This window comes from Tropicimonas sp. IMCC6043 (assembly GCF_004146235.1).
Lineage (GTDB): Bacteria > Pseudomonadota > Alphaproteobacteria > Rhodobacterales > Rhodobacteraceae > Tropicimonas.
In genome coordinates this window covers 16,517-37,141 of record NZ_SELO01000038.1, presented here as the reverse complement: position 1 = coordinate 37,141, position 20,625 = coordinate 16,517, and the positions used below count along the sequence as shown (strand labels likewise).

General features: G+C 63.3%; 17 protein-coding genes. 10 read left to right on the top strand and 7 right to left on the bottom strand.

The window, feature by feature from the left end:
• Positions 1-314: 314 nt before the first annotated feature.
• Genes EU800_RS21420 through EU800_RS21400 form a run of 5 tightly spaced genes read right to left on the bottom strand, consistent with a single transcriptional unit; the run spans position 315 to position 4,355 of the window.
• Positions 315-842 carry a GAF domain-containing protein gene (locus EU800_RS21420; RefSeq protein ID WP_129635568.1) on the bottom strand — a complete coding sequence of 176 codons (528 nt, stop codon included), beginning with the start codon at positions 840-842 and terminating at the stop codon, positions 315-317.
• A complete protein-coding gene (locus EU800_RS21415; RefSeq protein WP_129635567.1) occupies positions 839-1,594 on the bottom strand; it encodes an ABC transporter ATP-binding protein in 756 nt (251 codons plus the stop codon). The genes EU800_RS21420 and EU800_RS21415 overlap by 4 nt, the downstream gene beginning before the upstream one ends.
• Complete coding sequence (locus EU800_RS21410; RefSeq protein WP_129635566.1) at positions 1,591-2,427, bottom strand: ABC transporter ATP-binding protein; 837 nt, start codon at positions 2,425-2,427, stop codon at positions 1,591-1,593. The genes EU800_RS21415 and EU800_RS21410 overlap by 4 nt, the downstream gene beginning before the upstream one ends.
• Positions 2,424-3,326 carry a nickel transporter permease gene (gene nikC, locus EU800_RS21405; protein ID WP_129635565.1) on the bottom strand — a complete coding sequence of 301 codons (903 nt, stop codon included), beginning with the start codon at positions 3,324-3,326 and terminating at the stop codon, positions 2,424-2,426. Before nikC ends, EU800_RS21410 begins: the two co-directional genes overlap by 4 nt.
• Positions 3,327-4,355, bottom strand: coding sequence for an ABC transporter permease (locus tag EU800_RS21400; RefSeq protein WP_242500668.1), 1,029 nt, complete (start codon positions 4,353-4,355; stop codon positions 3,327-3,329).
• Positions 4,356-4,520: 165 nt separating this feature from the next.
• Between EU800_RS21400 and EU800_RS21395 the strand changes: the two genes are divergently transcribed.
• The 4 genes from EU800_RS21395 (at position 4,521) to EU800_RS21380 (ending at position 9,140) form a co-directional block, all read left to right on the top strand.
• On the top strand, positions 4,521-5,144 hold the full coding sequence (locus EU800_RS21395; RefSeq protein ID WP_129635563.1) for a helix-turn-helix domain-containing protein: 624 nt from the start codon (positions 4,521-4,523) through the stop codon (positions 5,142-5,144).
• A gap of 36 nt (positions 5,145-5,180) precedes the next feature.
• Positions 5,181-6,770, top strand: a complete 1,590-nt coding sequence (locus EU800_RS21390; protein WP_129635562.1) for an ABC transporter substrate-binding protein — start codon at positions 5,181-5,183, stop codon at positions 6,768-6,770.
• Positions 6,771-7,135: 365 nt separating this feature from the next.
• Complete coding sequence (locus tag EU800_RS21385) at positions 7,136-8,215, top strand: SIS domain-containing protein (protein ID WP_129635561.1); 1,080 nt, start codon at positions 7,136-7,138, stop codon at positions 8,213-8,215.
• Positions 8,196-9,140, top strand: a complete 945-nt coding sequence (locus tag EU800_RS21380) for an ROK family protein (protein WP_129635560.1) — start codon at positions 8,196-8,198, stop codon at positions 9,138-9,140. The genes EU800_RS21385 and EU800_RS21380 overlap by 20 nt, the downstream gene beginning before the upstream one ends.
• Positions 9,141-9,296: 156 nt before the next feature.
• On the opposite strand, the gene EU800_RS21375 is transcribed toward EU800_RS21380, so the two are convergent.
• Complete coding sequence (locus EU800_RS21375; RefSeq protein WP_129635559.1) at positions 9,297-10,436, bottom strand: ROK family transcriptional regulator; 1,140 nt, start codon at positions 10,434-10,436, stop codon at positions 9,297-9,299.
• Between the two features lie 171 nt (positions 10,437-10,607).
• On the opposite strand from EU800_RS21375, the gene EU800_RS21370 reads away from it, so the two are divergent.
• From EU800_RS21370 to EU800_RS21355, 4 genes are all read left to right on the top strand, one after another.
• Entirely contained in the window at positions 10,608-11,591 is a 984-nt protein-coding gene (locus EU800_RS21370) for an extracellular solute-binding protein (RefSeq protein ID WP_129635558.1), read from the top strand.
• Positions 11,592-11,653: 62 nt separating this feature from the next.
• Entirely contained in the window at positions 11,654-12,742 is a 1,089-nt protein-coding gene (locus EU800_RS21365) for an ABC transporter ATP-binding protein (protein WP_129635557.1), read from the top strand.
• Positions 12,739-14,394 (top strand): iron ABC transporter permease, encoded by a 1,656-nt coding sequence (locus tag EU800_RS21360; protein ID WP_129635556.1) that lies wholly within the window; start codon positions 12,739-12,741, stop codon positions 14,392-14,394. The genes EU800_RS21365 and EU800_RS21360 overlap by 4 nt, the downstream gene beginning before the upstream one ends.
• Before the next feature lie 8 nt (positions 14,395-14,402).
• Complete coding sequence (locus EU800_RS21355; protein WP_129635555.1) at positions 14,403-15,368, top strand: hypothetical protein; 966 nt, start codon at positions 14,403-14,405, stop codon at positions 15,366-15,368.
• A 106-nt stretch (positions 15,369-15,474) separates the two neighbouring features.
• Here the strand turns inward: EU800_RS21355 and EU800_RS21350 are convergent, their stop codons facing one another.
• The gene (locus tag EU800_RS21350) at positions 15,475-16,257 is read right to left on the bottom strand and encodes a TetR/AcrR family transcriptional regulator (RefSeq protein ID WP_129635554.1); all 783 of its coding nucleotides are present in this window, start codon (positions 16,255-16,257) and stop codon (positions 15,475-15,477) included.
• 41 nt (positions 16,258-16,298) lie between these two features.
• Here EU800_RS21350 and EU800_RS21345 point away from each other — a divergent pair, with 41 nt between their 5' ends.
• Positions 16,299-17,429 (top strand): efflux RND transporter periplasmic adaptor subunit, encoded by a 1,131-nt coding sequence (locus tag EU800_RS21345; RefSeq protein ID WP_129635553.1) that lies wholly within the window; start codon positions 16,299-16,301, stop codon positions 17,427-17,429.
• Complete coding sequence (locus EU800_RS21340; RefSeq protein ID WP_129635552.1) at positions 17,426-20,527, top strand: efflux RND transporter permease subunit; 3,102 nt, start codon at positions 17,426-17,428, stop codon at positions 20,525-20,527. Before EU800_RS21345 ends, EU800_RS21340 begins: the two co-directional genes overlap by 4 nt.
• Positions 20,528-20,625: the final 98 nt, after the last annotated feature.

Genomic DNA, 20,625 nt, shown 5'->3' with positions numbered 1-20,625 from the left:
GATCAGCGTTTTCGACGACTACGGCGCTATCGTCGATGCCTGCTGCGCGGCATGGAACCTCTTTATAGAACAACCGGAGGTCATAACCTCGATCACCTCGCGCACATGGGCGACGGTCAACCAGTAGGGCCGTTGGTATTAGTGCATCTTTGCCAGTGGGGTGATCTCGGGCAATGACTTGAAATAGCGGCATGGGCTGCATTTGGTCATCGCAGATAGCTTTGCGAGCCAACTACGCCGCCCAAGCAAGTCTGTTCTGACACGCCCACGCTTTTCCACATGCAAAAGTGCCCTGACACCGCAGAGGGCGCTGTTCAGACCTCGCTCGGTCTCGATTCGGGTAACGGTGACATCGTCAGGGCAACGGCCATCGCAGCCATTGCGGGCAGGCGAAGGGTCTCGTGCACGAGTGCGACCCTTTCTGGTGAATAGTACCCTTCCTCGTGGAGAATGTTCACGGTAGCGACCACCCCCCCACCCAGCAGGATCGGCAGGTTTACAACTGAGCCGCAGCCGAGGCGGCCGATAAGATCCGCGTCGGGGAACACCTTGTCGATGTCGGCCAACGTATTGGCGACAAAGGTTTCATGCCGGCCGTGCACGATCTCGAACCACGGGTTGATCTCGATCGGTTTCGTCCCCGAGGTCGGATAGTTCCCAGCGTCGTCGGTGTAGGCGCGGCGCGCAAGCATCGCCTTCATATCGACCGTCATCACGGTAAAGAGCTTCGCCCCGACCGTCGCCTTCGCGAGCGCGCACAGTGCGTCGAAGGCCGCCGCCTCCGTCCTGGCCACCGCAAGGGCGGATTCGAAGGCTTCACGGGCCTGTTGATGATCGGTCATAGTGTCTGCTCCAGGTCAGGATTGCCACCGCTCGCCGCGTAGAGCTCGCGGGAATAGGGGTCGCTGAAGGCGCCATCGTGCAGCGCCGTTGCGGGGGCGATCTCGACGATCCGGCCGCGGTTCATGATCGCCATTCGGTCGCACATGAAGCCGACGATCGGCAGGTTGTGGGTGACCATCAGGTAGGTCAGCCCCTGCTCCCGCCGCAGCCGTTTCAGCAGGTTCAGGATCTCGGCCTGGACCGACACGTCGAGCGCCGAGGTCGGTTCGTCGAGTAGCAGGACCTTCGGTTCCAGCATCAGCGCACGCGCAATCGCCACGCGCTGCCGCTGGCCGCCCGAAAGCTGGTGCGGGAAGCGGAAGCGGAACCTGCGGTCGAGGCCGACGGCCGCCAGCATGTCGACCACCCGCGCACTGCGATTGCCGATGCCGTGGACGACCAGCGGCTCGACGAGCGTCGCGTCCACCGTCTTGCGCGGATGCAGCGAGCCGTAGGGATCCTGGAACACCATCTGGCACCGCTCGGCAAAGGCCTGATCGGGCCTGTGGCCGCACGGCTGACCCAGCACGGAGATCTCGCCCGTCCAGTCCGGGGCAAGGCCTGCGATGGCCTTCAGGATGGTCGACTTTCCGGAGCCACTCTCGCCCACCAGGGCGAAGCTCTCGCCCTCGGCAACCTCGAAACCGGCGCCCTCCACGACCTTCGTGTCGCCGTAGGAAATATCGACATTGCGGAAGGAGATCGCGCTCACGTGCCGCTCCATGCGCTGCGGTCGAGGACGGGAAGCTCGTCGCGCGTCTCTTCCATGCGCGGCTGGGCAGCGATCAGCCCGCGCGTGTAGGGATGGGTGGCGTTATTCAATTCGCTCGCCACGCAGCTCTCCACCACCTCGCCCGCGTTCATCACCACGATCCGGTCGCAATAGCGCGAGACCAGCCCGAGGTCGTGGCTGATGAGGATCAGCCCCATGCCGTTCTCGCGCACCAGTTCGTCGATCAGGTCGAGAACCTGCGCCTGCACCGACACGTCGAGCGCCGAGGTTGGCTCGTCGGCGATCAGCAGGTCGGGGCGCGGGATGAGCATCATGGCGATCATCACCCGCTGTCCCATGCCGCCTGAAACCTCGTGCGGATAGAGACGAGCAACACGCTCCGGGTTGTGGATCCGCACCGCCTCCAGCATCTCCAGAACACGCGCCCGGACCGCACGGTGCGGCAGCCGCTCTTGCACCCGCAGAGCTTCGGCAATCTGGGCGCCGACGGTCATCACCGGGTTCAGCGAGAATTTCGGGTCCTGCATGATCATCGAGATCCGCGCGCCGCGCAGCGCCCGCATGGCCCGCTCGCTTTGCGCTTGGAGGTCAATCCCGTCGAACACCATCCGGTCGGCCACCTGTCGGCCCGGCGACCGCACCAGCCGCAGGATCGCACGCCCGGTCATCGACTTGCCTGACCCGCTTTCTCCGACGATCCCGAGCCGCTCCCGGCCGAGGGTGAAGGACAACCCCTTGACCACCTCCACCCGGCCGGTGTGGGTCGGGAAGCTGACCCGCAGGTTGTCGATCTCCAGCAGCGGCGCGGTCATCGCTCCCCCCCGTGCTTTGGATCAAGAACGTCCCGCAACCCGTCTCCCAATAAAGAGAAACCCAGTGAAACGAGGATGATGGCAAAGCCCGGCATCGTGGCGACCCACCACTGGTCGAGGATGAACGTCCTCCCGCGGGAGATCATCGCGCCCCATTCCGGCAACGGCGGCTGTGCGCCCAATCCCAGGAAGCCCAGACCGGCGGCCGTCAGGATGATGCCCGCCATGTCGAGCGTGACCCGGACGATCATCGAGGAGGTGCAGAGCGGCAGGACGTGACGGAAAATGATCCGGAAGTGCGATGCACCAAGCAGCCGCACCGCCGAGATGAACTCGGAACTGCGGAAGGTCAGCGTCTCCGCCCGAGCGATGCGGGCATACGCCGGCCACGCGGTGATGGCGATGGCAATGATCGCGTTCTCGATGCCCGGCCCAAGGGCGGCGACGAAGGCCAGAGCAAGGATCAGCTTGGGCATCGACAGGAAGATGTCGGTGACGCCCATGAGGAACCGGTCTGTCCAGCCGCCGAAATAGCCCGAGACGGCGCCGATGATCAGCCCCAGCGGAGCGGAGATCACGGCGACCAGTGCCACGATCAGCAGCGTGATCCGCGAGCCGTAGACGACCCGGCTGAAGATGTCGCGCCCCAGCTCGTCCGTACCCATCCAGTGCTGCTGTGAGGGTGGCAGCAGCCGGTTGGCGAGGTCCTGCCCAAAGGGGCTTTCGGGGGCGATCCAAGGCGCGAAGGCGGCGGTCAGGATCAGCACGAGGATGATCAGCGCACCGATGACGGCCAGCGGATTGCGCAGCAGCGCCATGCCCATGCGGTAGGCGCGGCCGAGGTCGGCCTGGACCCGCGAGGCGGGGCTGTCGTCGAGAAGCCAGTCGCGCGCGCCCATCTACCGGCTCCTCGGGTCAAGGACGCGGTAGAGCACGTCAGAGATTTTGTTGATCAGGATGAAGACGGAGCCGATCACCAGCGTGGCCCCCAGCACCGCGTTCATGTCGGCGTTGAGCAACGCCTGGGTCAGGTAGTTCCCGATCCCCGGCCAGCTGAACACGGTCTCGATCATCACCGAGCCTTCCAGTAGCCCCGCGTAGGAGAGGCCGATGACGGTGATCAGCGGCACCCGGATCGGCTTGAAGGCATGGCCCCAGATCACCCGCCATTCGGGCACGCCCTTCACCCGCGCGGTGGTGATGTATTCCTGGCCGAGTTGGTCGAGCATGAAACTGCGGGTCATCCGGGCGATGTAGGCCAGGCTGAAAAAGCCGAGTATGGTGGCGGGAAGGGCGAGGTGGTCGAGCGCGTTGAAGAACACCTGCCAGTCGCCCACCAGCGCCGAATCCACCAGCATCAGCCCGGTGCGGGTGGGCACGAGCCCTTCGTAGAAGATGTCGAGGCGACCCGGCCCCGCGACCCAGCCGAGACCGGCATAGAAAACGGCAAGCCCGACCAGACCGAGCCAGAAGGCCGGCACCGAATAGCCCATCAGCGCGAAGACCCGGATCACCTGATCGATCCAGCTTCCCTGGTGCGATGCCGCCCAGACACCCGTCGGCACGCCGAGCAGCACGCCGATCAGTATGCCGAGGGTCGCCATTTCCAGCGTTGCCGGAAACACGCGGGCCAGGTCTTCCGCCACGGGGCGGTTGGTGGTGATGGACTGGCCGAGGTCGCCGCGCAGCACTTCGCCGACATAGGAGAAGAACTGTACTACCAGCGGCCGATCGAGCCCCATGGCAACGCGGGCGGCGTCATATTGCGCCTGCGTCGCGCGATCCCCGACGACGGCCAGTACCGGGTCGATCGGAACCACGCGGCCGATAAAGAAAGTCACGGCGAGAAGACCGAGGAAGGTCAACGCCGTCACAACGGCGAATCCACCAAGTCCGCGGATGCTACCGCCTATCCGGCGCAAGTTCAGTCCTTCGGTCGCCAGTCCCACCTGTTCTCCAACTTTTCGACCACGTCGCCGCAGCGTCGATCGTTATCTCTTCATAGGATCTTGGACCGGCCCTTACAAAAATTTTTTGCTATGGAAAAATTTTTTTTGTAGCTTCCGAGATTAACCGGGGTGAGCAAGCACTGAATGAGCACCGCACAGGCGAAACCGATTCCAGAACGGCAGCTGGGCCCGTCGATCCGTCGGCGGCGAAAGCAGCTCGGGATGACCTTGCAGGTGCTGGGCGATCGGGCAGGCGTTTCGGTCGGGTATCTGAGCCAGGTCGAGCGCGACAACGCCACACCCTCGCTTGGCACCCTGGCGCAGATCGCCAACGCTCTCGATACCGGCCTCGAGTATTTCGTTGCCGCGCCGCGGCCGGTGGACAGCCTGACCCGGGCCAGCACGCGCCCGCATTTCGCGCTCGCCGGATCGTCCATGCGCTACGAAAGCCTTGGCGCCGATTTCCCGGGGGCCGAGATGTCGAGCTTCGTGCTCCATGTACCACCCGGCTATGTTTCGGAAGAGGTCAGCCACGAGGGTGAGGAGATACTGTATGTCCTCGATGGCGAGATTGACCAGACGCTGGACGGGCAGGTCATCCACATGGGCGCGGGGGACAGCCTGCATTACAGCGGCCTTCGCCCGCATTCCTGGGCGAACACGACCGACCGACCGGCCCGCATCCTGTGGACCGGCACGCTTGCGGTGCTGCACCGCAAGGGCGGCCTCGAGCTGCCCGAAATGATCCCCAACGACAAACCCACCTGAGCAAAGAACCCAGGCCGACCCAACAAGGAGACCTCAATGACACTGCTAAGATCCACATTGCTCGCCACGGCGCTGGTGCTGCCGCTGGCCGGGACGTCCGCGTTTGCCGCGACGCCCGGCGACGTGCTGGTCGTCGCACAGAACATCGACGACATCGTCGCCATCGACCCTGCACAAGCCTACGAGTTCACCTCCGGCGAACTGGTGACCAACCTCTACGACCGGCTGGTGCAATACGATGCCGAGGATCCGACCGTGCTGGCGCCGGGAGTTGCCACCGAATGGATGGCCGACGCCGAGGCGAAGACCATCACTTTCACTCTGCGCGACGATGCCAAGTTCACCTCCGGCAACCCGGTGACGGGGGACGACGTCGTCTTCTCGCTCGCCCGGGTGATCAAGCTCAACCTGACCCCCGCCTTCATCCTGGCACAGCTCGGCTGGACGCCCGAGAATGTCGACGAGATGGTGACGGCAGATGGCAACACCGTCACGATCAAATACGAGGGTGACTTCTCACCCGCCTTCGTGCTGAACGTGCTCGCCTCGCGCCCGGCCTCCATCGTCGACAAGGCCGTGGTGATGGAGCACGAGACCGATGGCGACATGGGCAACGCCTGGCTCAACGCCAACGCCGCCGGCTCCGGCCCGTTCAAGCTCGACGCCTACACGCCGTCGCAGATGGTGCGGATGAGCGCCAATCCCGACTACTTCAAGGGTGCGCCGGCGATGAGCAGCGTTATCATCCGCCACGTCGCCGAGGCGGCCACGCAGCAGCTCCTGCTGGAACAGGGCGACATCGATCTTGCGCGCAACCTGACGCCCGACCAGATCGCGTCGCTCAACTCGGATGCGATCAAGGTCGAGACCTTCCCTCAGGCCGCCGTGCACTTCCTGTCCTTCAACCAGAAGACCGAGAGCCTGACAGACCCGGCACTTTGGGAAGCCGCGCGCTACCTCGTCAATTATGGCGGCATGACCGACAGCTTCCTCAACGGACAGATGGAGATCCATCAGGCCTTCTGGCCCAAGGGCTTCCCGGGCTCCTATGACGAGACGCCCTTCACCTACGATCCCGAGAAGGCCAAGCAGATTCTGTCCGATGCCGGGGTCGAGACCCCGATCACCGTCACGCTCGACGTGATCAACGCCGCGCCCTTCACCGACATGGCCCAGTCGCTGCAGGCGAGCTTTGCCGACGCGGGGATCAATTTCGACATCCTGCCCGGCACCGGCGCACAGGTGATCACCAAGTACCGCGAGCGGACCCACCAGGCGATGCTGCTCTACTGGGGGCCGGACTTCATGGACCCGCACTCGAACGCCAAAGCGTTTGCATACAACTCGGACAACTCGGACGACAATTACCAGGCGACCACGACCTGGCGGAACGCCTGGGCCGTGCCGGACGAGATGAACACCGAGACCATGGCAGCGCTCTCCGAGGCCGATCCCGAGAAGCGGCTGGACATGTACCGGGACCTGCAGATGAAAGTGCAGGAGAGTTCGCCGATCGTGATCATGTTCCAGGCCGCCTATCAGGTGGCGATGGGCGAAAATGTGACTGGCTACGTCAACGGCGCCACGTCCGATTTCGTGTATTATCGGCTGGTCGAAAAGAACTGACCTCGAGATCGAATAGAGAGTGGTCGCCGGGTGTTCTGGCGGCCATTCTTTTCATGTTCCCGTAGCTTGCTGCATCTTCACATAAACTGGCTGACGCTCGACGGGAACTGACAGTGACAAGGGTTGAAAAGCGAGGCGCTCTTTGCCCCTTGCGCCGCTCAAGCCGATTTGGTCTGACGATGGCATCCACAGGTCAAGTGTTGGCCGATACGCTGGGGTAAGGCACCGGCTGTTCTATGCCAATGTCATCGCATCCGACAGCACTCTTTCACCCGAACACCGCGCGGCGATCGAGTTGAGAAGCACACCGTTTTCTCTGGCCAACAGGCAGGGCTCTGCCCCGAAATCGAAAGGACGAAACAGGCATGGAGTCCAGAACCGAAGCGGAAATCTCCGCGCAGCCCGACATCTGGGAGGCTTGGGCAACAGAGCTTCCGCCGATCGCCGGGCAAATCCGCGATTGGATCGCCGCACGCGCACCGGACGAGATCTGGCTGTGCGGCGCCGGAACCTCGGCCTTCATCGCGGATTCGCTGGTTGTCGGCCTGAACCGGTGCCGTGGCATTCCACTCGTCAACGTCGCGAGCACCGACCTGGTCGCAAGACCCGGCGATTTCTTCCGAACCGCCACCCGACCACTTGTCATGTCCTTCGGGCGCAGCGGCAACAGCTCGGAAAGCATCGGCACGCTGGACCTGCTCGACCGTGTGGCGCCCGACGCCGACCGGCTGAACATCACGTGCAATAGCGACAGCGTTCTGGCGACGCGCAGGCCGGAAGGCACCGGCGAGTGGCGTGTCGTCACCCTGCCCGCCGCCTGTCACGACGCAGGCTTTGCCATGACTTCGAGCTACACCACGATGCTGATCACGGCGCTGGCATGCCTGTCCGACACGCCGATTGACGCGCTTGCCGACCGGATGCGGCGACTGGCGCAAGGCGCCCGGGCGCTGATGGCGCAGCCGGTCAATGCAGCGCGTCCCGGGCGCGCGGTCTTCCTTGGCTCGGGTCCGTTCAAGGGCACGGCCCGGGAGTCGGCGCTCAAGGTGCTCGAACTGACGGCGGGCCAGGTCGTCACCTCCTGGGACAGCACGCTGGGCTTCCGGCACGGGCCGAAGGCGGTGCTCGACGATGACAGCTCGGTTTTCGTCTTCCTGTCCTCGGACGACCTGACCCGCAAATACGACCAGGACATCGTCACCGAGATCCGTGACCAGTTTCCCAAGATAAGCGTCACCACCATCGGCGCACCGATGGCAGGCACCGAGGCCCCCGACATCCCTCTCGACACCGGCCTGGAAGATGTATGGAACACGCCGTTGGCGGTGCTGCCAGCGCAGCGCCTGTCGGTGGCGTGGTCGAAATCCCTGGCGCTGAACGTGGATGACCCTTTTGCCGGGCGCACCCTGACCCGCGTGGTGTCGAATGTCCGCCTCTACTCCTGATCGTCCGGCAGCGATCGGCGTCGATCTGGGTGGCTCCAAGATCGAGGTCACGCTGTTTGCCGCCGACATGACAGTCCGCGAAAGCTGCCGACAGCCAACACCGCGCAGCACCTACGCCGACCTGTTGGCTGCGCTGGAGCACGAGGTATTCCGATTTCGGAAACTGGCCGAGACGGCCGACTTGCCGGTCGGTATTGGCGTGCCAGGGCTGGTCCATCCCGACAGCGGCGTCTCCGTCTGTGCCAACCTCGTTGCAAACGGGCATGCGCTGGCTCGCGACCTGACAGAGCGGATCGGCGGACGCGTGGTGATCGCCAATGACTGCAAATGCTTCACCCTCTCGGAGTCCCGTGGCGGCGCCGGCGACGGCCGGGCCAGGGTCTTCGGCCTGATCGTTGGCACCGGGCTGGGCGGCGGCCTTTGTCAGGACGGGCGCCTTGTTCTGGGTCTGAACGGACTTCCGGGCGAAATCGGCCACTATGCGCTGCCCGCCCATATCGTGGCCCGCCACGACCTTCCGCTCGTCGCATGCGGTTGTGGCCGCACCGGTTGCATGGAAACGCTCGTTTCGGGCACCGGCATGGCGCGACTGGCGCTGGCGCTGACCGGGCGGACGCTCAGTGCGGCTGAGATCGCGACAGCGCCTGACGATATCGACACAGCGCGCGTGCTCGTAACCTGGACCGAGCTCATGGCCGAACTTCTCCACACGATCCAGCTGCATATCGACCCCGATTGCATCGTTCTGGGAGGCGGTTTGTCGAATATTGCCGGGCTGGAAACGCGCCTTGTCGATGCCCTGAAGAAGAGCGCCCTGCCCTCGGTAAGGCTGCCCGAGATCGTGAAACCCGCCTTCGGCGACAGCAGCGGTGTCCGCGGTGCCGCGCTTCTGGCACTTCAAAATGATGGAACCGACGCGCAGTGATCATTTTTTGCCGAAATGTCGGCGAGCAGAACGCCCCGAGATTAATCCCGACCTGCCGTTCGAAGCCGTTCCCGACCGGCGCTCGAGGAGAAACCCCAACGCGTCGTCTCCGGCAGCGTCGATACCGCATTCTTCGTTGCGACCGTGAACGGACGTTCAGGTGCCCTTTCGGGCTTGTCCTTGATAGGCGCTCGGGCTTAGGGCGGCGTGCACCGGCAACGAGGCAGGTCCCAGTTGCGGCTCCTGGTCCCGAGAGGCCCGCAGCAAACGCGGCGGGGCCAGGTGGAAATCCTCGCCAAGGCTCGCACCCGAGCTGATGTCGGAAAGGAACCGGTCGATGATCGCCGGATACAGGGTTCCGCCCAACACGATGGCTTCGGGCGCGAAGGTTCGGGCGATGACGAGGCAGAGCCAGCGTAGCTGCTCCGACGCGCGCTGCAACCATTCCTCCACCACGGGCAGGGCCAGATGGGTGGCGTCAATGTCCTGCAGGCGATCCAGCGGATGTCCGGCCCGCGCCAAGCTGTCGATCAGGTCCTGCCCGGACGGCCTCGGTCTTGATTTCGGGAAGAGGCCGCCCCATTCCGCCGCGGCGTTATTCAGGCCAGGATAGGCACGTTGCTCCACCACCGCTGCGCCGCCGATGCCATAAGACAACCAGACAAAGCAGAAGTCGCTCAGATGCCGCGCCGCGCCGAAATAGAGCTCGGCCAAGCAGGCTGCCTTGGCGTCGTTCTGGTGCTGTACCGGCATTCCGAACCACGGCGAGAGGTCGCGACGAACATTGACCGGCGGCCAGTCCCGGAACTGTCGGATGCGCATGACCTGTGTCGGATCCGCGCTGTACATCCCCGGATAGCTGACGCCGCAGCCGGCGAGCCGTCCCTCCGGAATCCCAACGTCCTCGACGAGATCCCGGACGCTTCGCCCCGCGGCGGACATTATGCCTTCAAATGTCCGGTCGCGTACAGGCAGTTCCTGCCGAGCCAGAACCTCGCCGGCAAGCGTCGCGACGCATGTCATGATCCGGTCGGGGTCAAGATAGACACCGGCGGTGCACAAACCCTCGGGCTTGAGATCGAGAAGCCGGGCCGGATAGCCCTTGCGCCCCAGGCGGCGCGGATCGGGCATCTCGGAGAGCAATCCGTCGGCGATCATCTGGCCCGTGATCCGGGTCACCGTCGATGGCGTTATGTCAAGCTGCCGCGCCAGGTCAGCGCGCGACATCGGACCTTCGCGCCGGAGGTCGGCGACGATGCGTCTGGCATTCAATCCCAGGCCGAATGTCTCGTTCATCAGTCCACGTCATTCCATTTTCGCCCCGGCCGACGGATCATTCCCGGAGCGACGGCCCGAACTTTTCTTGACTCGTATTATATTCTGGAATGCAATCTAATCCAAGGCGCGCTCGTCGCGCCGAACGACCCGGCGGCGAACCGCCAGGCACAGAAAACTTTGGGAGGTCAGATGAAAACCAAGATCAAGACGATGGCGTTGACGTCCGTTCTGGCGATCGGCGCCTCGGTCGCGTGGGCCGACGGCAAGGTAACGGTCTACACTGCGGTGCCCCAGAACTTCATTGACGCGCTTGTGCCCATGTTCGAGGAACAGACCGGCACATCCGTCGAAATCATCAAGGCCGGCTCTGGCGAGCTTCTGAACCGGCTCACGGCCGAGGCGGAAAGCCCGATGGCGGATGTGCTTTGGAGCGTCGACGGCACAGTTATTGATTTCAACCCCGCGCTCTTCGAAGCCTACGAGGCGGCCGGCTCGGACATGCTGGCCGACGGCATGAGGCAAAGCGATATGTGGACGCCGTTCACCGCGGTCGTGATGGTACTGATCGTGAACGAAGGGAAGCTTGACGGCGTGCCCGTCCCGGACAGCTGGGCCGCATTGGCCGATCCGATGTACGACGACATGATCTCTTCGGCCCGCGCAGACGCGTCGGGCTCCGCCTATATCCAGCTCGCCACCGTTCTGCAGGCGTTCGACTCCGAAGAGGCCGGCTGGGACGTTTACAAGGGTTTGCTAAGCAACTTCGTCCTGTCCGACAGCTCCGGCGCGGTTCCTCGCTTCGTCAATGACGGGGAACTTGCCATCGGCGTCACGCTCGAGGATGCCGCGTTGCGCTATGTCGAGGGCGGCGGCCCGGTCGAGATCGTCTATCCCTCCGAAGGGACGGCCATCGCGCCGGATGCCATGGCCCTGGTTGCGGGCGCACCGAATGCCGACAATGCCAAGGCATTCCTCGACTTCATGCTGTCGGCCGAAGCGCAGGCCGTCGTGGCCGAGCAGGGCCGCCGCCCGGTTCGGTCGGACGTTGCGTCGAACCCGGCGCTTCTTCCACTCGATCAGGTCAACTCGGTCGGATACGACGCCGCCTGGGCAGCGGACAATCGCGAACGGCTTGTCGAAGAGTGGAAGGATCTGGTCCTGGACGTCCAATAATAATCTGTTCCTCCGGGCCTGCACGGCCAGGCCCGGAACTCCTTTCCGAAGAGGCATCGTCCATGGCTTCGGTCGATATTATCGGGATCCGCAAGCTGTACGGCGATGTGGTGGCCCTGTCCGACATCAACATTTCGATCGCATCGGGCGCGTTCTATACACTGCTCGGTCCTTCGGGCTGCGGCAAGACCACGCTGCTGCGGACCATTGCCGGGTTTCACGAACAGAACGCCGGCACCATCGCGGTCGACGGCAAGGCGATTGAGGGTCTGCCGGCCTATCGCCGCGACGTTGGCATGGTCTTTCAGGACTATGCGATCTTCCCCCATATCAGCGTCCGCGACAACGTCGCCTTCGGCCTGAAACAGCGCAAGATTCCCCGAGCCGAGATGGAGCAGCGCGTGGCTGAGGTGCTCGACGTTGTTCAACTTGGCCAATTCGCGGACCGCATGCCCCATGAACTGTCCGGCGGTCAGCAGCAGCGCGTCGGGCTGGCCCGCGCCATCGTGATCCGGCCAAAGGTGCTGTTGATGGACGAGCCGCTGTCGAACCTCGACGCACGGCTGCGGGTCGACCTGAGAGCCGAGTTGCGCCGGATCCAGCAGGAACTCGGCATCACCACCATCTACGTGACCCACGACCAGGAAGAGGCTCTCGCGATGTCGGACACGGTCTGCGTCATGCATCAGGGCGTGATCCAGCAGGCCGCCAACCCGCTCGACATCTATTTGCATCCGGCCAACCGTTTCGTGGCGACCTTCGTGGGAGCCAACAACTTTCTTGCCGTCACGCGCCAGGGCGACGGGCTCTACCTCGCCTCGGCGGGGGGCGTGGTGGCCAATGGCGGTCTCGCCGCGGACGGCAGGCCCCTGGTCTGCGGCGTTCGTCCCGAGGTCGTGCGCGTGGTGCCGGGCAGCGTCCCTCCGGGCGATGAAGAGGTGGCGATCCCGGCCAGTCTTGCCAGCGTCAGCTTCATCGGTCGCGAGATGGAGGTTCTGGTACGCACCGAGGCCGACGAGGTGGTGAAATCATTCGCGCGCCCCGACCCGGCCGTCATTGCACTTCAGCCCGGCAGCGCGGTGACACTGCTGGTGCATCGGAGCGATCTGGCCTTCTTCGAGGACAGCGAAACCGGACGCCGCGCGACATGAGGATCGCTGGCCGCAGACCGGACTTCTGGACCGTTGTCACCGGCGTCGTGCTGCTCGTGCTGGCGATCCTGCTTCTGATCCCGATTTTGCGGGTGATGCTCCTGTCTTTCGTCGACGCCGATACCGGCAACTGGACGCTGGGCAACTACGTCGAGGTCTTCACCCGCAACTTCTATCTCAGGGGATTGAAGAACACGCTTTTTGTCGGCGTCCTTGGCACCATCGGCGCCTGCCTTGTCGGCATTCCGCTGGCGTTCTTCACGGCGCGCTTCCATCTTTGGGGGCGGGTCTGGATCTCGACGCTGGCGATCCTCGTCCTTGTCGCACCGCCCTTCATCGGCGCTTATGCCTGGATCATGATGCTGGGCTCCAACGGCTTCATTACCAATTTCTTCGAGCGGTTCGGCATCGAGACCCCAACGATCTACGGCGCTCACGGCATCATCCTGGTCTTCACGTTGAAATTCTTTCCCTTCGTCTTCCTGATGACCCAGACGGCGCTGATGGCCGTGAACAAATCCTTCGAGGACGCCGCCGAAAATCTCGGCTGCACCCCGTGGCAGCGCTTCACAAAGATCACCCTGCCTTTGGTCTTCCCCGCCATTAGCACAGGGGCAATCATCTGCTTCGTTCTGTCGATCGCCGATTTCGGCACGCCGGCGATCCTCGGGCGCGGGTTTCGCACGCTCTCGACCATCGCCTTCGCGGCCTACCGCTCCGAACTCGGCGGGCTGCCCACGATAGCCGTCACGGTTTCGATGATCATGATCGCGATCTCGATGCTGGCGCTCGTGGTTCAGCGCCGCATCCTTGCGCGCCGCCGCTATGCCAGCAGCCTGACCAACCTTCCTGTAAAAAAGCGGCTGGCCGGCTGGAAGAACGTGGCCGTGCACGTCTTCTGCCATGGCGCCGTTCTCATCGCGATGCTGCCCAACCTCGTGGTCGTGTACACCTCGTTCCTGAAGACGAACGGGCCCGTTTTTGTCGGGGGCTTCGGCCTTGAGAGCTATGAGCGGATGTGGCGGCAGGCACCGATGGCCGTGGGCAACAGTTTTCTCTTCGCGCTGTCGGCCGTGGCGCTGATCACCATATTCTCGGCGCTGATCAGTTACGTCATCGTGCGACGCGAGACTAAGGCGTCGGGCAGCATCGATTTCCTGATGATGGTGCCCTACCTCGTTCCGGGCGTCGTCATGGCCATCGGCTTCGTGACCACCTTCCGAACCGGCGTCTTCGGCGGCATCGGCGCGGCCTGGCTGCTGATCCTGCTCTACTTCATCCGCCGCCTGCCCTATGGCGTGCGCTCCACCACTTCCAGTCTCAGACAGGTGAAGCCCTCGATGGAGGAGGCAGCCATCAATCTCGGCGCACCGCCCCTGTCGGCTTTTCTCAAGGTGACTGTTCCCCTGATCCTGCCGGGCCTGATCGTCGGCTCGTTGATGAGTTTCATCACGGCTATCAACGAGTTGTCCGGCACGCTGATCATCTACGACAGCGGCACGCTCACGATGCCGGTCTCTATCTACCTTGCAGTTCTGGATGGAGAGTTCGGGCTCGCGGCAGCCCTGTCGACGGTCCTGCTGCTCTGCACAGGAGTCTGCGTCTATGCCGTTTTCCGGTTTTCCGAGAACCGAGACTCGGCGTTCCTCTGAGGGATCTGATGCGCATCGAAGTCTTCAACCGCTCGAAATTCCGTGATGGCTCCGATCCGGGAGACGACGTGCCACTGGTGGTGCCGGGGCTGGTCTACGGTGTCTTCGACGGTGCGACCGATCCGCGTGGCACGCGCGTCGACGGGATTGCCGCAGGGCGCCTTGCGGCTCTGGCCGCCGCCTCGGCGATGGCCGCGCTGGCGCAGGAAGCGAAAGTGTCAGGAATGCCGGGACGCGAGATCATCGAGCACCTCGCCTCCGCTCTGCGTCGCGCGAGCGACGGCTTGGACCTGTTCATTCCGCCCTCGACCACGGCCGCCATCGCACTCGATTGCGGGGAAGACTGGCGGTTGTTGCTCCTCGGGGACAGCGGCCTCAGGATCAATGCGACCGAGGCGTTCCGCTCCGAGAAGCTGATCGACACCGTCGCGACAATCGCGCGCGTCGCCGTCTTCAAGCTTCTCAGCAGCCGGTTTGGCTTGGGCGATGAGGTCGAGATGTCGGCCCGCGCCACCATCCTCCTGGGCTTCGACCAAGCGGTGGAACGCGGCCTTCTGTCGGTCGCCGAGGCAAATGAGATCATCGAGGCCACCGCTCGCGCTGCCGGGCTGGCCCCGCAGATCGAACTCGTCGACAGGTTCCTGTCCGGCGGGATTCAGATTCAGCACCAGTTCGGCAACAGCCGTGGCAATCCGCTTTGTTTCGAGACCCTCAACGGCACCGACTCGGCGCTGACCGAGCTACTGGATTTCACGAGGCCCAAGTCGGAGGTCTCGAGCATTGAGCTTTATTCGGACGGCTACGCCGCGCTGCCCGATGCACCCACAGCCGCCGCTTGGGAAGCTGCCTTCGCCCGAGCGGAGGCAGAGGACTTCCATCGCATCGGACCATTCGCGACGGTCAAGGGATCGACCGAGGCCGAGTTCTTCGATGATCGGACCGTCGTGATCGTCGCAACTTCCTCGAACATCTAAACGCATTCGCCGGAAACATAATTTCTTTGCGCGCAGTATCCGCAAAACAATCGCCCAGGCCATTGGCCCAATGAAAGACACCTGTCATTCGCGTTTGGGGTCCGTCTCAGCCGCCGGAAGGTTCCCGCGACCCCAGACCCCGAAGGGCAAAATCGAGCAAGGGATCGAGGGTAGGCTGGATGTCTTCTCCGGCCCTCAACCGGCCCTCGACGATAACGGGATGGCATGCCGAGATAAGGGCTGCCTGGAAACAATGCGAGGCGGCCTCCGGATCGGACACGCTGAACTCTCCGGCGTCGATCCCGTCCGAAATGATCTCGGCGATCATCTGGCGGATGCTTTCCTGGTGCTCCTGCACGACGCTCCAGTTGTTCTCGACCGCGGCATGGACCATTGCGTGGGTCCGCTTGTCAGCGATGCAGCGGTTCACGATCTCGTGGTGATTGGCAAGGACCAGTCGACGTAACCGCTCGCGGGCACCCAACGAAGGATCATCCGCCGCTTCGCGCATTTTCTCGCGAACGTCGGCTGCAAGCTTGCGCGCCACGTCCTCACAGATCGCCGCCTTGGAAGAGAAAAAGCGATAGACATTGGCCGGCGACATGTCGAGTTCGGCGGCGATGTCGGCAACGGTGGTCTTCTGGAAGCCGAATTGCCGGACCAGTTGCTCAGCCTTCTCCACGATTCGGTCGTGCATTGCGTCGGTGTCCGCCGATCTGGCAGCACCGGCACGCATCCCCGGCCGGCCTGTTGCGGGTGGGCCTGATGTCTCGATATCATGCTCGGTCATGTTTCTTCCTTCGTTTCTACAAACATAGTGCGGTGTCAACGCGACGTCTACCGTTTGACGTGTTACAATTGTTACATGACGTTTTTTGACATTCGTCATTAATTAGCTCACATTCTTCGAAAGTCACAAAGGAGCCCCCCATGCGACCCGGAGTTTTGATCGCCTCGACCATTGCAGGATTCGGCCTGGCCGCCGGATCCGCAGTTCTTCTTCCAGAGCACCTCTCACGGACCGGTGCCCGTGCAGCGGTGCCGCAACAGGAAGCAATTCAGCCCGTTGCCAGAACGGTGCTCGTCACCGCAGTCCAGATGTCCCGCGGCAGCTCAGTCCGGAGCTTTCCCGCCACGATTGCAGCGAAGACGGAATCGCAGCTCGCCTTTCGCGTCGCCGGCAAGGTGGGAGCGAAAATGGTTAGCGTTGGCGACAGGATCGCCGCCGGAGACGTGATCGGCAAATTGGACGACACCGATTTCCAATTGCAGCTCGAGTCCGCCGAGGCAGAGCTGTCGGCGGCTCGGATCGCGCTCGCGACGGAAACGGAGAACCTGACTCGGATCGAGTCCCTGAAATCCGGCGGCTGGGCGACCGACAGAGCCACGGATCTCGGCACGGCGGCGACCGAAGAAGCCCGTTCGCGCCTGCTGAGAGCAGAACGCAACGTGCAACTGGCAAGGAACCAGATCGGATACGCCACCCTTCGCGCCGCCGAAGATGGCGTAGTCACCCGCGAGTTCGTCGAAGTCGGGCAAGTCGTCGCTGCTGGGCAGCCCATCGTGGAAGCTGCGAATGACGGCGAGCGCGAGGCTGTGATTGCCATTCCGGAAGCGCTGCTCTCCGACTCTCGCGATGCCGACGCAACGGTTGAATTATGGTCCAGCCCGGAAAAACGCCTCACCGCGGTTCTGACCGAACTGTCGCCGGTCGCGGACCCGGTCACCAGAACGTTTCAGGCCCGCTTTCGCCTTGAAGACCCCACGGGCTCCGCGGCGTTGGGAATGAGCGCCACGGTGTGGTTGAGCAGAGACGGACAGGCTCGCCGTGCCGAATTGCCATTAGCGGCACTGAATTACGGGGATGGCGGAGCGAGTGTCTGGGTTGTCGGCCCGAACGAACGGATTGAATCGCGCGACGTCACGGTCGCCGGTTTTGGCGCTGACACCGTGCGGATCAGCGACGGTCTGAGCGAGAACGAGAAGGTCGTCGTGCTTGGCGCACACAAGCTTACGGACGGCGAGCCGGTTCGGCCCGTCCTCACGGGAGAACAATCATGAAGGACTTCAACCTTTCCCGCTTCGCCGTCGCCCACCCTGCCCTCGTGTTGTTCCTGATCATCATTCTGGCACTGGCTGGCACGCTGTCCTACCTGCGCCTCGGGCGCGCGGAAGACCCCGATTTCACCATCAAGGTGGCGATCGTGTCGGCCCAATGGCCCGGCGCGACTGCCGCAGAAATGCGCGACCAGGTTGCCGATCCAATCGAGAAGAAGCTTCAGGAACTGCAGAATCTCGACAGGGTTGAGACCTACACCACCTCCGGATTCATGGCGGCGAATGTCGTGTTTCGAGACGATACGCGGCCTGCGGACGTGCCGGATCTGTTCTACGAAGTTCGCAAGAAGCTCGCCGACCTCGGCCCAAGCCTGCCGCATGGCGTAATTGGGCCGCAAGTCAACGATGAGTATGGCGACGTTTATTCCGTGGTCTACATGCTGACCGCCGACGGGTTGGATATCGGCCAACTCAAGGATGCCGGCGAAGATATCCGTCAGCGCTTGCTGCGCGTGCAGGACGCCCGCAAGGTCGAGTTGATCGGCACCCAGCCCGAACGCATCTTCGTAGAATTCAGCCACGTGAAGCTTGCGACGCTGGGCATCGAACCGCGCGCCATTTTCGACAGCCTCGCACGGCAGAACGCGCTGACGCCCGCGGGCCAGTTCGAGACCGATGCCAGCGCGATTCCGGTGCGCATGACCGGCGCGCTCAATGGCGTCGCGGCGATCGAGGCGGTGCCCGTCGCCGCGGGCGAGCGGGTTTTCCGGCTGGGCGATATTGCCACCGTTCGGCGCGGGTTCATCGATCCGCCGCGCAGCTTGCTGCGCCAGAACGGATTGCCGGCCATCGGGATCGGCGTGTCGATGGTGGAGAACGGCAACATTATCGCGCTTGGCGAGGCACTCGATGCGGAAATGGCCGAAATCCGCGAAGGTCTGCCGGTCGGGCTGAATGTCGAGCAGATCGCCGATCAACCAGAGGTTGTCGAGCATTCCATCGCCGAATTCGTGAAGGCGTTTGCCGAGGCGTTGGGTATCGTGCTGCTGGTTTCCTTCCTCTCGCTCGGACTGCGAACCGGACTGATCGTGGCGCTGTCGGTGCCGTTGGTGCTGGCGATCGTTTTCCTGGTGATGGCTGTCATGGGAATTGACCTGAACCGGATCACCCTTGGCGCGTTGATCATCGCCCTGGGCCTGCTGGTCGACGATGCGATCATCGCCATCGAGATGATGATGGTGAAGATGGAACAGGGCTGGAGCCGCGCGGAAGCGGCTGCCGCCGCCTGGGATATTACCGCCTTCCCGATGCTGACCGGAACACTTGTAACGGCTGCGGGATTTATCCCGGTTGCCTTCGCGCGCTCTGCCGTTGCCGAGTATTCCGGCGGCATCTTCTGGGTCGTGGCGATTTCGCTGATCGTTTCCTGGTTCGTCGCGGTGATCTTCACGCCATATCTCGGGATGAAGTTCCTGCCGAAGGTGGCCGAGGGCCATGGCAACGGAACGCCCTACCAGGGCCGGGTCTATCGTGCCCTCCGTGCGGCGATCGACGCGAGTGTCCGGCATCGGATCAAGGTGGTGGCCGCAACCGCAGGGCTGTTCGTTGCCGCCATACTCGGATTCACCAACGTTCAGCAGCAGTTCTTTCCGCTCTCCGAGCGACCGGAACTGTTCCTGCAGATGCGCCTGCCGGAAGGGTCCTCGATCACGGCCACCACGAACATGGTCGAGGAGGCGGAAGAGCTACTGGCCGAGGATCCCGATGTCATCCACGCGACGAGCTATATCGGCCGGGGAAGCGTTCGCTTCTGGATCGCGCTGAATCCCGAGCTTCCGAACCCGGCATTTGCCGAAACGGTGATCCTGTCGAAGGACACCGAAGCGCGCGAACGGATCAAGACACGCCTTGAGGCCGCGATCGCCGATGGTGCCCTGTCCGGCGCGCGCGTTCGCGTGTCCCGCTTCAACTTCGGCCCGCCGGTCGGGCATCCTGTCCAGTTCCGCGTGATCGGCGACGACGCAACCGAGGTGCGCCGGATTGCGACGCAGGTGCGTGACGTGATGCAGACGAACCCGGATGTGCGGGACGCACACCTCCAGTGGAACGAGATGACGCCTGCGATCCGTCTGGTCATCGACCAGGACCGCGCACGCGCCCTGGGGTTGGCACCGCAAGACGTGGCCGAAAGACTGCAGACGCTCGTCAACGGCCTGGACGTGACCCAGATGCGCGATGGCAATGACATCGTGACGGTCGTTGCCCGCGCCGTGGCCAGCGAACGTCTGGATGCCAGCGGTCTCGGCAACCTGACGGTTGTGAGCCGCAACGGTGTGCCGGTTCCGCTCTCGCAGGTCGCCCGAATCGAACCCTCGTTCGAAGAGCCGATCCTGTGGCGTCGCAACCGGGATCTTGTGATTTCCGTTCGCGCCGACATCGTTGACGGTGTTCAAGCCCCGCAGGTCTCAAGCCAGATCCTGTCGCTGCTCGAGCCGATCAAGGAGGCCCTTCCGGCCGGCTACCGCATCGAGACAGGGGGCACGATCGAGGAGAGCGAGAAAGGCAACGGGTCGATCTTTGCAATGTTCCCGATCATGCTGACGGCAACGCTGACGATCCTGATGATACAACTGCAAAGCTTCTCGCGGTTGGCGATCGTCCTGATCACGGCGCCTTTGGGACTCATCGGGGCATCTCTGGCGCTGAACCTCTTCAGTGCGCCCTTCGGCTTCGTGGCCCTTCTCGGCCAGATCGCGTTGGCGGGGATGATCATGCGCAACTCGGTGATCCTGGTCGACCAGATCGAGGCTGAGGTTCGGAGCGGTCGTGACCGGCGCAGCGCGATTGTCGAGGCGACAGTTCACCGTGCGCGGCCGGTGGTGCTGACAGCGCTGGCCGCAATCCTCGCGATGATCCCTTTGTCTCGTTCCGTCTTCTGGGGGCCGATGGCCATGGTCATCATGGGCGGTCTTCTGGTGGCGACCCTGCTGACCCTGTTTTTCCTGCCGGCTCTGTACGCTCTGTGGTACCGCGTACCGCGGAAGCACACGGAACCAATGAAACAGGACACAATCATCGAACTTGCAATCGCGGCAGAATGACGAAACGACCGGTGGAGCGACGTCGGGCTGCCTTGTTGAAAAAGTCGGTTTTGGATTCACTGAATCAATCCAGTGAGATAACTGGGAGTCAGGAGCAG

Coding starts and splice junctions, on each gene's coding strand:
- EU800_RS21420 (WP_129635568.1), bottom strand. CDS start 842: ATGACCGATCATCAACAGGCCCGTGAAGCCTTCGAATCCGCCCTTGCG.
- EU800_RS21410 (WP_129635566.1), bottom strand. CDS start 2,427: ATGACCGCGCCGCTGCTGGAGATCGACAACCTGCGGGTCAGCTTCCCG.
- nikC (WP_129635565.1), bottom strand. CDS start 3,326: ATGGGCGCGCGCGACTGGCTTCTCGACGACAGCCCCGCCTCGCGGGTC.
- EU800_RS21395 (WP_129635563.1), top strand. CDS start 4,521: ATGAGCACCGCACAGGCGAAACCGATTCCAGAACGGCAGCTGGGCCCG.
- EU800_RS21390 (WP_129635562.1), top strand. CDS start 5,181: ATGACACTGCTAAGATCCACATTGCTCGCCACGGCGCTGGTGCTGCCG.
- EU800_RS21385 (WP_129635561.1), top strand. CDS start 7,136: ATGGAGTCCAGAACCGAAGCGGAAATCTCCGCGCAGCCCGACATCTGG.
- EU800_RS21380 (WP_129635560.1), top strand. CDS start 8,196: ATGTCCGCCTCTACTCCTGATCGTCCGGCAGCGATCGGCGTCGATCTG.
- EU800_RS21375 (WP_129635559.1), bottom strand. CDS start 10,436: ATGAACGAGACATTCGGCCTGGGATTGAATGCCAGACGCATCGTCGCC.
- EU800_RS21370 (WP_129635558.1), top strand. CDS start 10,608: ATGAAAACCAAGATCAAGACGATGGCGTTGACGTCCGTTCTGGCGATC.
- EU800_RS21365 (WP_129635557.1), top strand. CDS start 11,654: ATGGCTTCGGTCGATATTATCGGGATCCGCAAGCTGTACGGCGATGTG.
- EU800_RS21360 (WP_129635556.1), top strand. CDS start 12,739: ATGAGGATCGCTGGCCGCAGACCGGACTTCTGGACCGTTGTCACCGGC.
- EU800_RS21355 (WP_129635555.1), top strand. CDS start 14,403: ATGCGCATCGAAGTCTTCAACCGCTCGAAATTCCGTGATGGCTCCGAT.
- EU800_RS21350 (WP_129635554.1), bottom strand. CDS start 16,257: ATGACGAATGTCAAAAAACGTCATGTAACAATTGTAACACGTCAAACG.
- EU800_RS21345 (WP_129635553.1), top strand. CDS start 16,299: ATGCGACCCGGAGTTTTGATCGCCTCGACCATTGCAGGATTCGGCCTG.
- EU800_RS21340 (WP_129635552.1), top strand. CDS start 17,426: ATGAAGGACTTCAACCTTTCCCGCTTCGCCGTCGCCCACCCTGCCCTC.